This is a genomic window from Streptomyces sp. NPDC059255 (assembly GCF_042752355.1).
Taxonomy (GTDB): Bacteria; Actinomycetota; Actinomycetes; order Streptomycetales; family Streptomycetaceae; genus Streptomyces.
The window spans coordinates 1-18,366 of the sequence record NZ_JBHYZP010000061.1 but is presented as its reverse complement, the minus strand read 5'-3'; the positions used below and the strand labels follow the sequence as shown (position 1 = coordinate 18,366).

At 71.4% G+C, this 18,366-nt stretch carries 13 protein-coding genes; 10 read left to right on the top strand and 3 right to left on the bottom strand.

Annotated features, from left to right (window positions below; genetic code table 11):
• Positions 1–10: 10 nt before the first annotated feature.
• The 3 genes from ACFXKG_RS39465 to ACFXKG_RS39455 all read right to left on the bottom strand — a co-directional run bounded on the left by ACFXKG_RS39465 (position 11) and on the right by ACFXKG_RS39455 (position 5,258).
• Positions 11–2,992 carry a type I polyketide synthase gene (locus ACFXKG_RS39465; protein ID WP_384849893.1) on the bottom strand — a complete coding sequence of 994 codons (2,982 nt, stop codon included), beginning with the start codon at positions 2,990–2,992 and terminating at the stop codon, positions 11–13.
• 46 nt (positions 2,993–3,038) lie between these two features.
• The gene (locus ACFXKG_RS39460; RefSeq protein ID WP_384849891.1) at positions 3,039–3,248 is read right to left on the bottom strand and encodes an MbtH family protein; all 210 of its coding nucleotides are present in this window, start codon (positions 3,246–3,248) and stop codon (positions 3,039–3,041) included.
• Positions 3,249–3,434: 186 nt separating this feature from the next.
• A complete protein-coding gene (locus ACFXKG_RS39455) occupies positions 3,435–5,258 on the bottom strand; it encodes a condensation domain-containing protein (RefSeq protein ID WP_384849888.1) in 1,824 nt (607 codons plus the stop codon).
• Between the two features lie 164 nt (positions 5,259–5,422).
• Between ACFXKG_RS39455 and ACFXKG_RS39450 the strand changes: the two genes are divergently transcribed.
• The 10 genes from ACFXKG_RS39450 (at position 5,423) to ACFXKG_RS39405 (ending at position 18,134) form a co-directional block, all read left to right on the top strand.
• On the top strand, positions 5,423–5,671 hold the full coding sequence (locus ACFXKG_RS39450; RefSeq protein ID WP_384849885.1) for a phosphopantetheine-binding protein: 249 nt from the start codon (positions 5,423–5,425) through the stop codon (positions 5,669–5,671).
• Positions 5,672–5,675: 4 nt separating this feature from the next.
• The gene (locus ACFXKG_RS39445) at positions 5,676–7,208 is read left to right on the top strand and encodes an amino acid adenylation domain-containing protein (protein WP_384849882.1); all 1,533 of its coding nucleotides are present in this window, start codon (positions 5,676–5,678) and stop codon (positions 7,206–7,208) included.
• Between the two features lie 263 nt (positions 7,209–7,471).
• Complete coding sequence (locus ACFXKG_RS39440) at positions 7,472–10,606, top strand: amino acid adenylation domain-containing protein (RefSeq protein ID WP_384849879.1); 3,135 nt, start codon at positions 7,472–7,474, stop codon at positions 10,604–10,606.
• A complete protein-coding gene (locus tag ACFXKG_RS39435; RefSeq protein WP_384849876.1) occupies positions 10,603–11,790 on the top strand; it encodes an acyl-CoA dehydrogenase family protein in 1,188 nt (395 codons plus the stop codon). Before ACFXKG_RS39440 ends, ACFXKG_RS39435 begins: the two co-directional genes overlap by 4 nt.
• A 24-nt stretch (positions 11,791–11,814) precedes the next feature.
• Complete coding sequence (locus ACFXKG_RS39430) at positions 11,815–13,650, top strand: non-ribosomal peptide synthetase (protein ID WP_384849873.1); 1,836 nt, start codon at positions 11,815–11,817, stop codon at positions 13,648–13,650.
• 11 nt (positions 13,651–13,661) lie between these two features.
• Entirely contained in the window at positions 13,662–14,444 is a 783-nt protein-coding gene (locus ACFXKG_RS39425; protein ID WP_384849870.1) for a BTAD domain-containing putative transcriptional regulator, read from the top strand.
• Between the two features lie 5 nt (positions 14,445–14,449).
• Entirely contained in the window at positions 14,450–15,775 is a 1,326-nt protein-coding gene (locus ACFXKG_RS39420) for an MFS transporter (RefSeq protein WP_384849869.1), read from the top strand.
• Positions 15,772–17,142, top strand: a complete 1,371-nt coding sequence (locus tag ACFXKG_RS39415) for a non-ribosomal peptide synthetase (RefSeq protein WP_384849866.1) — start codon at positions 15,772–15,774, stop codon at positions 17,140–17,142. The genes ACFXKG_RS39420 and ACFXKG_RS39415 overlap by 4 nt, the downstream gene beginning before the upstream one ends.
• The gene (locus tag ACFXKG_RS39410; RefSeq protein WP_384849863.1) at positions 17,136–17,273 is read left to right on the top strand and encodes a hypothetical protein; all 138 of its coding nucleotides are present in this window, start codon (positions 17,136–17,138) and stop codon (positions 17,271–17,273) included. The genes ACFXKG_RS39415 and ACFXKG_RS39410 overlap by 7 nt, the downstream gene beginning before the upstream one ends.
• Before the next feature lie 165 nt (positions 17,274–17,438).
• The gene (locus tag ACFXKG_RS39405) at positions 17,439–18,134 is read left to right on the top strand and encodes a thioesterase II family protein (protein WP_384849861.1); all 696 of its coding nucleotides are present in this window, start codon (positions 17,439–17,441) and stop codon (positions 18,132–18,134) included.
• The last annotated feature ends 232 nt before the right edge of the window (positions 18,135–18,366 follow it).

Sequence of the window (18,366 nt, the reverse complement as noted above, 5' to 3'; positions counted from 1 at the left end):
GGAACTCCGTTCACGCTTGCCGCCCTTCGGGCTTGAGGTGCGGCAACAGCCGGGCGACGCTCGGCGCGAGGAGGATCGTGCGCACGGTGACCTTCACGCCGAACTCCCGGTCGATCAGCGAAGCCAGCCTGACCGCGATCAGCGAGTCGCCGCCGGCCTCGAAGAAGTTGTCGTCGGCGTCGATCTGGGACAGCCCCAGGATGTCGCAGAATGCCTTCGCCAGCCGTTCGGCCAGGTCGCCGTCGTGGGTGGGCGTCGTCGCCCCGGTCACCGGGGCGACGTTGTGGCGGGGTGTCTCGGCCTCGGCCCGAGTCGGCCGGGCCCGGGGGGCTCCGGCCTCAGGGGTCCGCGTGGGCTGCTCGGCCGGGGTGGGGGCGTAGCGCCGTCGTTGGAAGGGGTAGGTCGGCAGCACCGCGCCACGCCGGTCGGCCTGGTGCAGCAGGTCCCAGGTGAGGGGCAGGCCATGGGACCAGAGGCCGCCGGCGGCGTCCAGCACCGCGGCGCGCGCGGAGGTCCCCTCGGCGGCGTGCGGCAGGCTCGACAGCACGCCGTGGCCGTCCGACAGGGCCCGGTGACGGCGGGCCAGGGTGGACAGGGTGTGTCCCGGTCCCACCTCGAGGAGGACCCCGCTGCCGCCGTCGAGCGCCGTGGCAAGCGCGTCGTCGAACCGGACGGTGTGCCGCAGATGCGCGGTCCAGTACCGGGGATCACGCGCCTCGTCCGCCGTCACCGGCCGGCCGTGGGTGTCCGAGATCCAGGGGATGACGGGTGCCTTCAGCTCTACGGTTCCCAGGGTGTCGGCGAACTCGTCGAGCACGGCGTCGACCAGGTGGGAGTGTGCCGCGCTGGAGATGTGCAGCCGGCGGGAGTCGACGTCCTGTTCGGTGAGGAGCCCCTGGAACCGCGCGGTCGCCTCGACGGGGCCGGACACCACGCACTGCGTGGCGCCGTTGACGGCCGCGAGCGACAGTTCGTCGGTCAGCAGCGGGCCGAGTTCGGCCGGGGAGAGGGAGACCGCCAGCATGGCTCCGGCGGGCAGGGCGCCGAGCAGCCTGCCGCGCTCGACGACCAGGGTGAGCGCGTCCGCCACCGAGAGGACTCCTGCGGTGCACGCGGCGGCGTAGGCCCCCAGGCTGTGGCCGAGGACGCTCGTCGCAACCATCCCGAGGGACTGCCACAGCCCGGCCAGGGCGTGTTGCAGGGTGAACAGCACCGGCTGGGCCACCTGCATCGGGACCAGGCTCTCGCGCGCGGCCGCGAACTCCTCGGGCCGGTCCGGGTCGGCGAGCAGCGCGGCGCGTACGGCCGCTCCGAGGTCCGCGCCGAGGAGGTCCACGCAGACGTCGACGCGTGTCCGGAAGGCCGGGGACCACGCGTACAACTCCCTTGCCATGCCCGGGTGCTGGCCGCCCTGACCGGGGAAGAGGAAGGTGAGCCGGGTGGCGTCGAAGCGGTGCCGGGTCCGGCCGGCCTCCGTGCGCAGCAGCCGGGATGCGGCCGTGTGGTCCGCGGTGACCACGTGCAGCCGGTGGGGGTGTCCGCGCCTGCGGGTCTGCAGGGTCCGGGCCACGTCGGCGAGCGGGGTCTGCGGGTGCTTCGCCAGATGGTCGGCCAGCTGTACGGCGGACTCGGCCAGCCCCTCCCGGGTCGGCGCGGACAGGGGCAGCAGCTGCGGGCCCGGGTCGGCGGCCGGCTGTCGCGGCGGGGCGGGCGAGGGGGCCTGCTCCAGGACGACGTGGGCGTTGGTCCCGCCGATGCCGAGCGAGTTGACGCCCGCCCGTCGGGGGCCGTCCGTGTCGGGCCACGAGGTCAGCTCGGCGTTCACCACGAAGGGGCTGGAGTCGAGGTCGATCTCCTTGCCGGGCGCCTCGAAGTGCAAGGTGGGCGGGATCCGGCCGTGCTCCACGGCGAGCGCCGCCTTGATCAGGCCGATGACGCCGGAGGCCGTGTCGGTGTGCCCGATGTTGGACTTCACGGACCCGATCCGGCAGTAACCGACGCGGTCGGTGTCGGCCCTGAACGCCTTGGTGAGGGCACTGATCTCGATCGGGTCGCCCATGGACGTACCGGTGCCGTGGGCCTCCACGTAGCCCACCGTGCCCATGTCGATGCCCGCGACCGCGTAGGCCGTGCGGATGGCGGTGCTCTGGCCGGTCACGCCGGGGGCGGTGAACCCGACCTTGTCGACACCGTCGTTGTTGACGGCCGAGCCGAGGATGACCGCGTGGATGTGGTCGCCGTCGGCGCGCGCGTCGGAGAGCCGTTTCAGTACGACGACGCCCGCGCCGTCCGCGCCCACGGTGCCCTGGGCCGAGGCGTCGAAGGGGCGGCAGTGGCCGTCCGGGGAGAAGATGCTTCCCTCGGGCGGGACCACCACCGGGTGGGGTGTGCGGATGCTGACGCCGCCGGCCAGCGCGAGGCCGCACTCACCGGTGACCAGCGCCTGCACGGCGAGGTGCACGGCGACGAGGGAGGTCGAGCAGGCGGTCTGCACGGTGATGGCGGGTCCGGTCAGGCCGAGCTTGTAGGCGGCCCGGGTGGTCAGGAAGTCGACTCCCGTGGCGAGTTGGAGATGCCAGTCGGGCACCACGCCCTGTACGGAGGGGTCCGCCCGTAGCTGGTCCACGTACGAGGAGGCGCCAGAGCCCGCGTACACCCCGATCGGGTCGCGGTACGTGGCCGGGACGCAGCCGGCCCGCTCCAGGGCCTCGGCACAGCATTCGAGGAAGATGCGCTGCTGCGGGTCCAGCAGCAGCGCTTCGGCCGGGGAGTAGCCGAAGTACGCGCTGTCGAACCACTCGGCGTCGGGGACGATGCCGTAGGCGGGCACGGCCCGGCCGTCCGCGGCTTCGGGGAAGCGGGTGATCAACTCGTCGCCGGCCAGGAGATGTTCCCAGAAGTCGCCGGTGTCCGCCGTGCCGGGGTACCGCCCCGCCATGCTGATGATCGCGACCGCGGCGCTGTCTTCGCCGAGAGGGTGCGTGTCGCTCATGATTGCCTTTCGTCAGGTGCGGGCAGGGCCGCCGGATGCGGGGCGGTCAGCCTGTCGCCCGGTCGGTCGCCTGCCTCAGGCCCCGGGGGCGCATGTCGGTCCAGACGCGGTCGATGTACTCCAGGCAGTCCGCCCGGGAACCGCGCATCGGCTCGGCGGACCAGCCCCCCGGCAGAGAGAGCTCTGCGGGCCAGATCGAGTACTGGTCCTCGTGGTTGCGTACGACGACGAAGTCCTCGCAGCTCTCGAAAAGCATGGCTCTTCTTCTCCTGACTCGTCTGGCCTGTGGTGGTGTGCCTGAGTCGGCAGGCGCTCAGTGCCCAGGGCTCCGCCGCGGGGCCGCGATGCGCCGTCGGCCGTCTGCAGCGCCGTCGTGGCTGGTCGCGCAGTTCCCCGCGCCCCTTCAGGGCGCTGCCGTGCCGCAGCGGACTTCGCCGAACCCTCAGCGGGCCGCGCGGCGCCGTTGCAGGGAGCGGGCGCGTTCCGCGCGCAGCCGTGCCGTTCGCAGGCCGGAGGCGGTGTCGGGGGCGGGATCGGTGGACGGCTGGTCGGTGTCGCCCGACAGATGGGCCGCCAGGGCGGCGATGGTCGGGTGCTCGTAGAACGCCACCATCGAAAGCTCCCGGTCCAGCTGGCGTTCCAGGCGGGCGTGGATGCGGGCGAGGGCCAGGGACTGTCCGCCGACGTCGAAGAAGTTGTCGTGGACGGTGATGTGCTCGTTGTGGAGCACCTCCCGCCACAGGTCGGTGAGCAGGTTCTCCAGGTCCGAGCACAACGGCGCCCGGGCCTTCGCCGGAACCTCCGCACCCGCCGGGGCCGCCCCGGCGGGTGCGGGCGGTGCGGTGGTGCCGGGGCGGGCAGGCCGGTCGGGAAGCACCGTCGCGAGGTCGTCGCCGGGGGCTTCGAGGACCGCCGCGAGCAACTCGCGGTAACGGCTGACGAGTTGCCGGGCGGACTCGTCGTCGAGGATCTGGGTGTGGTAGGTGAGGGACAGCGTGTGCTCGCCGCCGTCGGCCCCCGGCGAGACCGCCATGCCCAGGTCGAACTTGGAGGCCGCCGGCGCCAGGGTGAGCGGCTCCGCCGTCAGCCCGGGGAGCGCGGGAAGTGCCAGGGGCGTCGCCGGGGCGGCGAACACGGCCTGGACCAGCGGTGTGCGGCCCGCCACTCGGCGCGGCCGGACCGCCTCGACGATCATCTCCAGGGGCACCTGGTCATGGCTGAAGGTGTCCCACGCGGACTCCCGGACGTGGGTGACGAGTTCGGTGAACGTACGGGCCTGGTCGAGGTCCACCCGGATGGGCAGGGTGTTGACGAAGAGGCCGATCAGGTCGTGCAGTTCGGGCCGCGGGCGCCCGGCGACCTGGGTCCCGACCAGCAGACTCCGCATCCCGGTGTGGCGGGCGAGCAGCAGCGCGTAGGCCGAGAGCAGCACGGTGAAGGGGGTGGTCGAGGTGGCCCGGGCGAGCTCCGCGACCGCGTCCGCGGTCGCCTGCGGCAGCGCGGACACCACCTGGGCGCCCTGTGCGGACGCAGGGTCCGTGCCGCCTTGACGCTCCGGCAGGTCGAGCGAGGTGGGCACGCCGTCGAGGTGGCCGCGCCACCAAGCGAGTTGGCGCTCCAGATACGCGCCGGAAAGCCGCCGCCGCTGCCAGACGGCGTAGTCGGCGTATTGCACGGCGGGCTCGGGCAGCGCGCCGGGCTCCCCCGCCGGCGTGTAGTGGTGCTCCAACTCCCGGTAGAGCACCTCGACCGACCAGCCGTCGCAGACGGCGTGGTGGAACGATAGGCACAGCAGATGTTCCACCGGGTCGACGCGCACCAGCCTCAGGCGCAGCAGCGGGCCCTGCTCCAGATCGAATGGAATTCTCGCCCATTCGGCCAGCATGGAATGTGCCGCGGAATGGCGACTTTCGACGGGAAGCGACGTCAGTTCGACAAAATCCAGTGGAACTTCCAGGTCCTCGACAATACGCTGCCGAGGGGTTCCGTCGGGAAGAGTGAAGAACACCGTGCGGAGCCCTTCGTGACGTGCCACGATGCACTGCAGGGCACGATGCAGCTCGTCCTTCGCGAGCTCTCCGCGCAGTCGGAGCGCCACGTCGAAATTATAGGTCGAGCTGCCCGGATGGAGCCGGTCGAGGAACCAGAGCTGCTGTTGCGCGAACGACAACTCGGCAGGTGACGATCTGTCGAAGACAGGTATGGCGTGGCGACCGCCTCGCCGAACACCCGCACGCGCTTCCGGCACGATGCCTCCCCTTTCCATGCATTTTCCAAAAGCATCTTGCTTACGGCCGCCCGGCGTCAAGGAATGCGATATAAATCGTCCATCAATCTTTTCTCTACAGAAACTGAAGCTGTCGCCGCTATCTTGCACCTGTGACATACACCTCGGAACAAGACTCTGCCCTCGATGCCCCGATTCCCCAAGTGCTGCACACCATCTGGGCCGAAGCACTGGGCCTGGAGGAGATCGGGTTCGACGACGACTTTCTCCAGCTGGGGGGCCATTCGCTACTGGCCATGCGGATAGCGGCCGAGGTCGGCGAGGCGTTCGACATCGATCTGCCGATGGCCGCGCTCTTCCGGCACCCCACACTCTCCGCGTTCACGGTGGCCGTGGAGGCCGAGATCCGTGAGCAGGACCCGTCGGCGAACTCCGACGAACAGCAGGGGTGACACGGTGGCCGCCACGCGCACCGAGCCGATGGTGATCCATCAGGCCTTCGAGGAACAGGTGAAGAGGAGCCCCGCCGCCACGGCGCTCGCCACCGCCGACACGAAGATCGGCTACGCCGAGGCCAACGCACGGGCTAACCGCATGGCTCACCACCTGCGCAGCCTCGGCCTGGGCGGCGAACAACCCGTCGCCCTGCTGCTGGAGCCGTCCGCCGACTACGTGATCGCCGTACTGGCCGTGCTGAAGGCCGGCGGCTGCTACGTACCCCTCGACAGCGGATATCCGGCCGCCCGGCTGACGGCGATCCTCGACGACACGCAGGCCACGGTGGTCATCACCCGCCTCGAACTGCTCCCGCGGCTGGCTGGCCACGAGGTCCGTACCGTCCTGCTCGATGACGAGCCGGGGCTGTTCGCGGACTCGGACGACAGCAACCCGGATCTGCCCGTCGGCCCCGACGACCTGGCGTACGTGGTGCACACCTCCGGGTCGAGCGGGCGCCCCAAAGGAGTCATGGTCAGCCACCGAGGGGTGGTGCGGCTCGTGCGGGACCCGGGGTGGGTCCGGCTGGGCCCGGAAGAGGTCGTCCCGCTGCTGACGTCGATCTGCTTCGACGTCTCGATGTTCGAGATCTGGGGGGCGCTACTCAACGGCGGTCGCCTCGTCGTGGAGCCCGGCGCGACGACCTCACTGCGAGCCCTTCGCAGGATCGTCCGCGACCACGGCGTCACCACCATGTGGCTCACCGCCGGGCTCTTCCACATGGTGGTCGACGAGGACGTCGAAGCACTGCAGGGAGTGAGGCAACTCCTCGCCGGGGGCGAGGCCCCCTCGGCGGTGCATGTACGCAGGGCACTGACCGCCCATCCCGGCATGCGCTTCATCAACGGCTACGGCCCCACCGAGGCGACCATCTTCGCGGCCACACACCCGGTCGGCTCGCCCGCGGAGGCCGGCAGATCGGTCCCCATCGGCACGGCCGTGGACGGCACCGACCTCCGCATCCTCGACGACCGCCTGGAGACCGTTGCCGACGGCGAGCCCGGACAGCTGTTCATCGGCGGCGCCGGACTGGCCCGCGGCTACCTGCACCGCCCCGCCCTAACCGCCGAGCGGTTCGTCCCCGACCCCCACTCAGACGGCAGCGGGGGCAGGCTGTACGCGACCGGGGACCTCTGTGTGAGGCGGCCCGACGGGGCGATCGAGTACCTCGACCGGATCGACCGCCAGGTCAAGGTGCGGGGCTTCCGGGTCGAACTGGGCGAGATCGAGGCCACGGTCAGATGCCATCCGGCCGTCCGGGACGTGGCGGTGGCCGCGCACGGCGACAGCCCGGAGAGCCGTCTGCTCGTCGCCTATCCGGTGCTCGACCCCGTGATCGCCCCCGACCCGGACACGGCCCTGGCCGAAGTGCGCTCCTGGCTGCGGGACCAACTCCCCGGACACATGGTCCCCGACGTCTGGCGGGTGCTGCCGAGGCTGCCCCTGACCTCGAACGGCAAGGTCGACCGCAAGGGCCTGCCGACCCCGTTCTGATTCCGGAATCAAGCCCCTCACCTTGCTGTCGTGCAGCTTGATGAACGGCGCTACTCACCGGTAACAGCCCGCGCCCCAGGGAGGGTGGTTGTTGAACAGGCAAGATCCACCTTCCCCCTGAGGTGTCCCGTGAGTTCCTATCGTCGCCCCGTTTCCCCCACTGCCGCTGACGCACTCCGCTCCATCGGCGCCGGCCAGAAGGACAGCGGCTGGGGCGTCTGAGTGGCCGAATTCCCTCCCCCACGCCGAAAAGGAGCGACTCTGTGTTCAATCTTTCCACCTCCCAGGAAATCGTCTGGCTGCACGAGCAGATGCTTCCCGGCAGCCGCAGTTACAACTTCACCGCGGTGCTGGATCTGCGGGGCACACTCGATGTGACGGCCCTCGAAGCCTCCCTGGCCCAGGTCATGGCCCACCACCCCGGACTGCGCCTGGAGTTGGTCAACAGGGTCGGTGAACTGCCTGCCCAGCGCGTCCGCGAGGACGCCGAACCGCGCCTGCGCAGCACAGACCTGTCCGCCGAACCCGACCCGGAGGCCGCCTTCCTGAGCCTGCTGGCCCAGGAGGCCGAGGAGCCGCTGGAGACCGACCGCGCGCCGATGCTCCGATGGCATCTGGTGAAACAAGAAGCGACTTTTCACCGCCTTATCCAGGTCGAACACCATCTGACGCACGACGGCCGGTCGTTCGCGATTCTGCTGCACGACGTATTCACCGCCTATCAAGCCCATGTTCACGGACAGACACCCGAATTGCTCCCCACTCGCTCATACGAGGAGTTCGTTCACGCGGCGTCCGCCGACAGGTCGGACGACGGTAGGCGGAGCCTGGCCTATTGGCAGGAGGAACTCCGCGGCATCCCCCTGAGCACCGCCCTGCCCGGCCTTGTCACAACCGGCGCGGAGCGACGACACCACGGTCGGCAGTTCCGACAGCGAATACCGGCCGAACTGGCCGAACTCTTGCGGGAGCGCGCTCTCAAGAGCGGCCACACCCCGTTCAGTACGCTGCTCACCCTCTTCGGCGAGCTGCTGCGCCGACACAGCGGACAGCGCGAGCTGGTCATAGGCACGGCCGTCGGCAATCGGCCGCCCGGGTCGGAGCGGTCCATCGGCATGTTCGTGAACACGCTACCGCTGCGGGTGAGCCTGCGACCGGACGCGACCGGGACGACGGCCGTCGACGACGTCACCGACTCCCTGCTGCGGGCGCTCCCGCACCAGGACGTGCCCGTCCAGGAACTCACCCGAACGCTCGGACTGCACACCAGCGGCGCGGACAATCCGCTGTTCAACGTCATGTTCAGCGCGCACGACGCGGCGCTGCCGGAGCTCGACACCCCCGGCCTGGACGTCTCCCTCTTCGAGGGGTTCAACACCGGCACCACCCGCTTCGACCTCGACGTGGTGCTCCTTCCCGACGACCGCAGGGCGGTCGGCCCCCGCAGCGGCCCCGGCGGGATGATCCTGATCTGGGACCACGACGCCGACCTGTTCACCCCCGCCGCCGCCGATCTGCTCGCGGAGCGGTTCCTGGAACTCCTCCGCGCCTATCTGGCCGCCCCCGACACGGCGTTGTCCGCCCTCGCGGTACCGCAGCCGGACACACCGGCCGCCCTCACCGACGGCCCGGCCGCCCCGCAGGCGCTCGACCCGCTCGGCGCGCACGATCCCTCCTCCCCCGCACTGATCACCGGTAACGGCCGACTGACCTACGGCGAGCTCGACCGCCGGGTGTCGGACCTCGTCGAGCGGATGCGCGACGCCGGGGTCGTCACCGGGCAGCCCGTGGCCGGCCTGCTGCCGCGGGGCGTCGACAGCGTCGTCGCCCTGCTGGCCTGTCTGCGGTCCGGCGCGGTGTACGCGCCGCTCTCGCCCCGGGATCCGGCCGCCCGGCTCGGCACGCTTCTGGAACGGCTGCGGCCCGCCCTGGTGCTCGCCACCCGGGAGAGTTCCCTCGCCCTGCCGGTCGACTGTGCCCCCGCACTGCTGGACGGGCCCGCCTTCCCCCCGGCCGAGCCCGCCGCTCCGCTGAAGGACGCCGCCTACGTCATCCACACCTCCGGCTCGACCGGAGTGCCCAAGGGTGTCGTGGTCGGCCGGACGGCACTGGCCCACTACGTCGGCGCGATCGGCCGGCGCTACGCACTGACCGCTCAGGACAAGGTGCTGCTGTTCGCGCAGCCCTCCTTCGACGTCGCGCTCGAAGAAGTGCTGCCCGCCCTGACCGCCGGCAGCGCCCTGGTCCTTCCCCAGCGCGAGATACCCACCGCGTCCGAACTCGCCGCGGTCCTCGCCCTGCGCTCGGTCACCGTGGCCAACCTGCCCACCAACTACTTCCTCGCCTCCCAGGAAGCCCTGCGCGAGACCCTGCGCGACGGTCGCTGGGCGCCCCGCCTGATCGTGCTGGGCGGGGAGCGGCTGCCTGCCCGCACCCTGCGGGGCCTGAAGGCCGACACCGGGGCCGTGGTGCTCAACGCCTACGGCGTCACCGAGGCCACCGTCTCCTCCGCCGTGCACGAGATCCACGACGAGGACCTGACCGGCGCGGGCGACATCCCGCTCGGCGTCGAACTGCCCGGCGTACAGGTGCACGTACTGGACGACGCGCGGCAGCCGCTGCCACCGGGCGCCGTCGGTGAACTCGCCGTCGCCGGAGTCGCGTTGGCCGACGGATACCTCGGCCGGGACGACCTGACCGAGGCCCGGTTCGTCAGTCCGCCCGCGCTCGGCGGGCAGCGGGTCTACCTCACCGGCGACCGGGGCTACCGGGACGTCGAGGGCCGGCTGTTCTTCCTCGGCCGCCAGGACAACCAGATCAAGCTGCGCGGACACCGGATCGAACTGGAGGAGATCGAGGCGGCTGCATCCGCCGAACTCGGCGGCCGCCCCTGCTCGGTCGTCCTCGATCAGGACGGTGACAACGGCCCGCGGCTGATCGGTTTCGCACAAGGCGCCGAACAGCTCGACCAGAGCGCGCTGACGGCCGCGCTGACCCGGACCCTGCCGAGCGCGCTGCTGCCCAGCCGGTGGTTCGGCCTGGTGGAGATCCCCACCATGGCCGGCGGCAAGCCGGACCGCGCCGCGCTCACCCGGATCGCAAAGGAACTCGGCGCGGCCGAGACGGAGCCCTCGCACAGTGCCGGCGACTTCATCGACGTCGGACAGGCCCTGCTGGCCCGGGCCTGGCGAGAGGTCCTCGGCCACGACCGGTTCGCCGCCGACTCGCACTTCTTCGAGGTCGGCGGCCACTCCCTGCTGGCCGCACAGCTCGCCGCCTGGCTGGAACCGCATCTGGGCAGCCGGCCCCAGCTGCGCACCTTCTTCCAGCACCCCGTACTGGCGGACCAGGCCGGCGTCCTGGCCCTCTCCTCGGGCGCCGAGGCGGGCCGGCGATGAGCATCACAGCGAGCGGCGCCGCCCCCTCCAGCATCCTCGAAGGCGGCCACGCCGACCTGGTGGACTCCTTCGAGTCCTTCATCCGGCGCGAACTGGTGCCCCTGGCAGCCGACATGCCGGAGACCGACGCGCTGCCCCCCGCCGACCTGCGGTCCTACGTACGCAAGCGCTCCGCCGCACTCGGCTTCTACGCCGGTGAGTACCCGGAGGAACTGGGCGGCTCCGACATGCCGTTGACGGCGGTGGTCCTGCTGCACCACGCGGCCGGCCGCAGCGGCTGTGCGCTGGCGCCGTACGCGCTGGGCGGCTCCGACGGCCCGAGCCCCCTCCTGCGCAACGGCACGCAGGAGCAGATCGAGCGTTATCTGGTGCCGCTGGTGCGGGGCGAGATGACGCGCTGCCTCGCGCTGACCGAACCGCACGCCGGGTCGGACGCCTTCCGGCTGACCACCACGGCGGTCCGGGACCCGGACGGCTGGGTGCTGAACGGCAGGAAGACCTTCGTCAGCAACGCCGACCGGGCCGACATCTCGCTGATCGTCACCGCCACGGACCTCGGGGACGACCGGCCTACGGGCTCCACCGCGTTCGTCGTCCCCATGGAACAGCCCGGGCTGCGGATCGGCCAGCGGTACGAGGGCATGTCGGGCGAGCCCATGTTCGAGCTGTTGCTGGACGACGTCCGGCTCCCCCCGGACGCCGTCATCGGTGGAGACCGGGGTGTCGGGGCGGCCACGGCCCTCGCGATCGACAGTCTGTCCCGCGGCCGGCTGATCGTCGCCGCCATGTGCAACGGCATCGCCGAGCACGCCGTGCGGCTGGGCCTGGAGTACGCCCGCAGCCGTACGGCGTTCGGTGAGCCGATCGGCACCTACCAGCACATCCAGGAACACCTGGTCAGCAGTCATGCCGAGGTCGAGAGTTCGAAACTGCTCACCCTCGCCTCGGCCCAGCTGCTCGACCTGGGCAGGGAGGCGCCGGAGAACGCGGCTCTGGCCAAACTGACCGCGTCCGAGACAGCCGTCCGGGCGGTGGACCGTGCGCTGCAGATCCACGGGGCCACGGGATGGGTGCGCGGCCATCCGCTGGAGTTCCTGTACCGCCACGTCCGCATGATGACGATCATCGAAGGGACCTCGGAGGTCCAGAAGGTGATCGTCGCCAAGGCCATGGGCCTGCACTGACCTACGCCATCGCACGGAGACGACGTGACTTCTTCTTCCACCCCCCTCTCCATTCTCAGTACGCCCGCCGACGAGGCGGCCCGGAACGCACGGGTGCACGAGCTGTTCCACGAGTGGGCGACCCGCACCCCCCACGCGCCCGCGGTGATCGACGGGGAGCGCCGCTGGAGCTATGCGGAACTCGACCGCCTGGCCGACGAGACGGCTGCCGCCATGGCCGAACAGGTCCACCCGGGCGACCTCGTCGGCGTATGTCTGGACCGCTCGGCGGCGCTGGCCGTCGTCGCCCTCGCCGTGGCCCGGCTGGGCGCCGTCTACCTTCCCTTCGGTCCCGAAGCCGGTGAGCAGCGGCTCCTGGGGGTCGCGGGGTCCCTGCGGCTGCGGTGCCTCGTCGGTACGCCCGAGCGGCTGCCTCAGGCCTGTCGCCCGGAGCAGCTGCCCCTGCCCGTCCCCGGCACCAACGTGGTCGCAGCGGTGCTGACGCCCGGCGCCACCTCCGTCGGCGCGCCGACAGGCACCTACTACACGGTTCTCACCTCGGGTTCGACCGGCGAGCCGAAAGCGGTCGCGGTGGGCGAGGAGTCGCTCGCCGCCCTGCTCCACTGGTACCGGCGGGAGTCAGGCATGGGCCCCGGTGATCGGCACAGCTTCCTGATGGGCGTGGCCTTCGACGCCCATGTGATGGAGATGTGGGCGACGCTCACCTCGGGCGCCGCGCTGAGCGTCAGCCCGCAGGACGTCCGCTGGGACACCCACGCGCTCACCGACTGGTGGCGCAGTGCGGGCATCACCGTCGGCTTCCTGCCGACGCCGCTGGCCGAGCCCGTGCTCGACCGGCCCTGGCCGACCGGCCTGCCCCTGCGTCACCTGGGCATCGGTGGCGACCGCCTCCGCCGGTGGCCCGGCGCTGACGTCACCGCCCGGGTCTACAACGCGTACGGACCGGCCGAGGCCACCGTCGTGACGAGCACGTACCCGCTGACGGCCGGCGGTGCGGAAGCCGCCGGTGATCCGCCGATCGGTCTGCCGCTGCCGGGGGCCACGGTCCTGGTCACGGACGAGAACGGACGTCCGGTGCCGCGCGGGGTGTCCGGCGAGCTACGGATCGGCGGTCGGCTCCTGGCGCTGGGGTACTTCGACGAGGAGCTGACCGGGCTCCGCTTCGTCCCCGGGCCGTCCTCGGAGCCCGGCACCGGCCGCGTGTACCGCACCGGAGACCGGGTGGTGATGCGCCCGGACGGCGTGCTGGAGTTCCTGGGGCGGATCGACGACCAGGTCAAGGTGGGCGGCGTCAGGACGGAACTCGCCGAGGTCGAACGGGCGTTGGAACGGGAGCCGCGGGTCCGCCGGGCCGTCGTGGCCCTGCGCCGGGACCCGAGCGGTACGGCCTTTCTCGTGGCCTTCGTCGAGACCGCGCCGGGCACGGAGGCACCGGACCCCGCCGAACTGCGGGACCACGCCCGCGCCTGGCTGCCCGAGCAGGCCTGCCCGGTGGCCTACGAGTTCGTCGAGGACTTCCCGCTGAACCCGAACGGGAAGATCGACCGAGCCGCGCTGCTCACCCGCTGGGAGGCACGCCCCGCCGAGGTCACCGAGGACCTCTACACGGGTCTCTCCCCCGCGGAGGCGACGGTGTTGCGCCTGTGCCGGGAGATCCTCGGCGACTCCGGCATCCTCCTGAACGACAACTTCCTCAATTCGGGAGGCAATTCGCTGCGCGGCGCGCTTCTGATCACCGCGCTGGAACAGGAATGCGGCATACGGCTGCGGGCCCACGAACTGCTCCAGCAGCCCGATCTGCGCAGTATGGCGACGCTGGTCGGCGTCAGGGCCACCGCTGCGGTATCTACACGGAGTTGAGGTGTCTTCCCATGAAGTATCGACTGCTCGGTCGCGTCGAATTGAGCGACAAGAAGAAAGTGGACCTCGGCGGGGCGAAACACCGGACCCTGCTCGCCGCACTGCTGCTCGGCGCGAATGAGTTCCGGTCCGTCGACGACATCGCCGAGGCACTGTGGGACCAGGACCAGCCGAAGAGCGCGCACGGTCTCGTCCGGCTGTATGTGCACCAGCTGCGCAAGCGGATGGGGCAGGCCGGTGCCGACCTCCTGACGGAACCGGGCGGCTATGTCCTGCGCGTCGGCCGGGCCGACCTCGACCTGCATGTCTTCGAGAGCGAGACCGAGCAGGCGCGCGCGCTGCTGGCCGCCGGCGACCACGAGTCGGCCGAGGCCCGGTTCGCCGCGGCGCTCGCTCTGTGGCGGGAGCCCTTCACCTGCCGTACGGGGTCGCCGCTGCTCGACCGGTTGCACGGGCCCTGCCTGGAGGACATGGGCCTGGCGGCGGTCGAGGGACTGGCGGAGGCCCAGCTGGCGCTGGGGAGGTGGCTGCCACTGACGGTGCGTCTGAGGCCGCTGGTGGACCGCTTCCCGTACCGGGAGCGGCTGCTCGGGCAGTACATGCTCGCGCTCCACCGGTCCGGGCGTCGGGTCGAAGCCCTGCAGGTCTTCCACCGGGTGCGCTCCGTCCTCGTGTCGGAGCTGGGCATCGAACCGGGCAAGGAGCTGCGCGCGCTGATGCAGGGCTTGCTGAGTGACGACACGGCCCCGTACCCGGTCGGCGCCCGGCACGTCACCCTCGCGGCGGCGGGGTGACGGCCGTGGGTGGGGCCCGGGCCCGGTTGCGCGGCTCCCTCTGGGGGCATCGGAACTTCCGCCTGTTCCTGCTGGGATTCGCCGCGAGCAAGACCGGCAGTCAGGTGACGCTGCTCGCGCTGCCGCTGGTCGCCGCGCTGGAACTGCACGCGTCCCCCTTCCACCTCGGTGCGATCACAGCGGTGGAGACCGGGGCCATGCTGATCGCGGGGTTGCCGGCGGGCGTGTGGGTGGACAAGGTGCGGCGGCTGCCGCTGCTCGTCCGGACGGACATGCTGCGGTGTGTCGTGATCGCCTCCCTGCCGGTGGCGGCGGCGGTGGACCGGCTGACGCTCGCCCAGCTGTATCTGGCGGCGGCGATCACCGGAGCCGCGACGGTCGTCTCCGACATCGCGAGCCAGTCGTTCCTGCCCGGCCTGCTGCCACGCGACCGGCTGATCGCCGGCAACGGGGCGGTGGCGACGGTGCAGTCGTCCGCGGAGGTGGTGGGCCCCGCGATCGGCGGCGGGCTCGTCCAGGTCATGGGAGCGCCGCTGACGCTGCTCGCCGACGCGATCAGCTATCTGGTGTCTGCGGTCCTGCTGCTGGGCATCCGGTTCCGTGAGGCGGCGGGGACGCCTGCGGCGGATCACTCGCTCGGCCGGGACATCGTCAAGGGCGTCCGCTTCGTCTTCGGGCATCCCCTGCTGCGGGTGATCGCGATCACGACGGGTCTGTCCAACCTCTTCACGGCCTTCCTGCTCGCCGTCCAGATCGCCTTCTGGACGCAGGTGTTGCGGCTGTCACCGATGGAGATCGGGCTGGTCCTGTCCGCCTCGGCCGTGGGCGGGCTGGCCGGGGCGCTGCTCGCCCAGCGGCTGGCCGGCCGGTTCGGACAGGTGCCGCTGATCCTGCTCTCGGTCGCGACGACCTCGCCGTTCGCGGTCCTGTGGCCCCTGTCCTTTGGACCACCCGCGCCCTACGTGTTCGCGCTCGGCCTCGCGGTGGTCTGGTTCGGCGCGGTCGTCTACAACGTCGCCCAGCTCACCTTCCGGCAACTGGTCTGTCCGGACGAGCTGCTGGGCCGGATGAACGCGACGATGCGGTTCGTGGCGCTGGGCGTCATGCCGGTGGGCGCCCTCGTGGGCGGCGCGCTCGCCTCCGCGTGGGGGCCGCGATCGGCGCTGTGGGTGTGCGCGGCCGGGTTCCTCTCCCTGCCGCCGCTGCTCCTGCTGTCGCCGCTGCGGAGCCGGGCGAACCGGTCCGAGGAGCACACCCCGGTGTCCCCCGGAACCCCTCCCGATGCACCCGCGGCCCAGGACCCAGAACACGGAGAGGCGCGTCCCACGTGAACGGCAGCATCACCGAGAGCTACCTGACGCGGTATCGGGCTGTCACGCACGCGGCCTCGGATCCGGCGACCGTCTTCCCGCTGAGCGGGGCCCAGCGCAGGTTCCTGCTCTCGCGCAATCTCGATCCGCTCCGGCGGCCGGACATCGTGCCGTTGTTCTTCCACTTCCCGCAGGGCGCCGTCGACGTACCACGGCTACGGCGCGCCGCGATCGACTTCGCCGGACTGCACACGGTGCTGTGCGGCCGCGTCGGGCTTCTCAAGGGCACTCCCGTACTACGGGCCGATGGGCCCTCCGTCGAGGTCCGGCGGGTGCCGGTGGCGCCGGGCGGGACGGCACGGGAGGCCGTACGGCGGGAGCTGCGCGACTGGGACCCGCGCGGTCCGTCCGTCCGGCTGCTGCTGGCACGCGGTCAGGACGAGGAACACGAGCTGCTGGCCCTCGCGCTCGACCATCTCGTCTGCGACGAACAGTCACTCGGCTCCGCCGTCGCTGGCCTCTCGGAAGCCTACGGCCGGGCGGAGCACGACAGCGCGCCGTGGACGGGGGCGCGGGACGGCGTCGCCTATCGGGAGGTGGTCGAGAGTCAGCTCGCGACGGAGCGTGAGGCGTCGCAGGAGGGGGCGCTCGGGTACTGGGGACGACGGTTGAGCGGGCTGATCAGTCCCGAGGCCGCCGCCCCCGCGGACCCCGGCTCGCCCGGTCCGGCAGGTTCGGCCGGGCCTTCCCCGGCCGGGCGGGACGACGACGAGGGGCTGGAGAAGGGCATGCTGACCCACCGGCTGCCGGCGGTCCCCCCGCGCAGTCGCGGGTCCCTGTTCCCCGCCCTGCTGAGCGCCGTCTCGGCCGCCCTGCATGCCCGGCCCGGTGGCAGCCCCGGCAACGGCGGCCATGCCGGCCGGCCGATGGCACTCGGCTATCCCTGGGGCGGCCGGCCGGCCGGCGCACCGGAGGTGATGGGTTGCTTCATCAACACCCTCGTCCACCCCGCCTCCGCCGAGGCCACGCACCTCGCCGACGTCACCGCCGCCTGGTGGGACGACCTGGATCACGCCGGCACCCCCTACGACGAGGTGGTACGGGCCGCCCGGCTGGCCGGCGGGACCTGGCCGGGAACCCTGCACGCCATCCTCACCTACGAGAACCTCGGCCGGCGGCCGTCCCTGTCCCTGGCCGGGGTGACCGGCCAGGAGACCCACCTCGCGGTGCCGCTGCGCTACGCGGCGCCGATCGGGATCGCCGCCTCGCACGGCGAGGATCTACTGATCCGTCTGGTCTGGGAACGGGACCGCCTCCCGGTGGACCACGCGCGGGAGGCGTTCCGCGTTCTGCTGCACACCCTCCACACGCATGGGACCGGATGGTGATCACACACATAGTTCTCTTCAAGCTCAAGGACGGGATCGACCGCAGGTCCCGTGACGTCCACGAGGCCGAGAGGTTCGCCCGGGAGGTCGGCAGTCAGGTACCGGAACTCCTCAGCCGGCGGGTGGGGTGAAATGGCGGGAGATCCTCGACTGGGTGGTCGTCGACCTGCCCGAACACTGACCCAGAAGCTCCGAGAACGGAACAGACCATGACAGTCCATCCCGGCCGTCGCACAGAGGACTTGTGGCTCCGGCGATACCATTCCGCGGGCTCGGGCGAGCCGTCGCTCGTGTGCGTGCCGCACGCCGGCGGTTCGGCGACCCAGTACTTCCCCCTGTCCCAGGCGCTGGCACCGGCTGTCGGCACCCTGGCCGTACAACTGCCCGGCCACCAGGACCGCCGGGACGAGCGTTGCGTGGAGGACCTCGCCCGGCTCGCCGACGACCTCTTCGCGATCGTCCTTGGCCGACTTGACCTGCCCGTGGCCCTCTTCGGGCACAGCATGGGCGCGCTGCTCGCCTGGGAAGTGGCCGCCCGGCTGGAGCGGACCGAGGGACCCGGCTCCGTCGCCCATCTCTTCGTGTCGGGGCGTCGCGCGCCCTCCTGCGGGCGGGTCGAGGACGCACACCTGTTGGACGACGAGGGCCTCAAGGCCAAGATCCGCGAGCTCGGCGGCACCGCGCCCGCCCTGCTGGACAACGAGCAGATGCTGGAGCTGATCCTGCCCGTGCTCCGCAGCGACTACAAGGCCGTCGCGACGCACCGCCCCGACCCCACCCTGCGCCTGATCTGCCCTGTCACCGTCCTCACCGGTGACCGCGACCCCCATGTCTCCCTCACCGAGGCGGGCCGTTGGGCCGACCACACGACGGGCGGCTTCGAGCTTCGGGTCTTCCCCGGCGGTCACTTCTATCTGGACGACCATGTGCGGGAGATCGCGGACGTGGTGCTGACTTCACTGCGGGGCAGCGAGCGGCCCCCGTCGGCGTGACGCGCCACTCCACCAGCGAACAGGTCACCGCCCAGCTGGGAAGCCCGCGCACCTTGCGGCGCATCGTCGCGATCCTCCGGCTGAGCGACGACGACGACACGCAGCTGCAGCACATCGCCTGGGTGTGTCAATTTAACGGCCCTGTCTCACATTCGGTGGTGACGGAGGGTTGCTAAGATCGTTGACATTTACATGCGAGATGTCAACGACCTTGTAGATGTGGTGTTCTCGG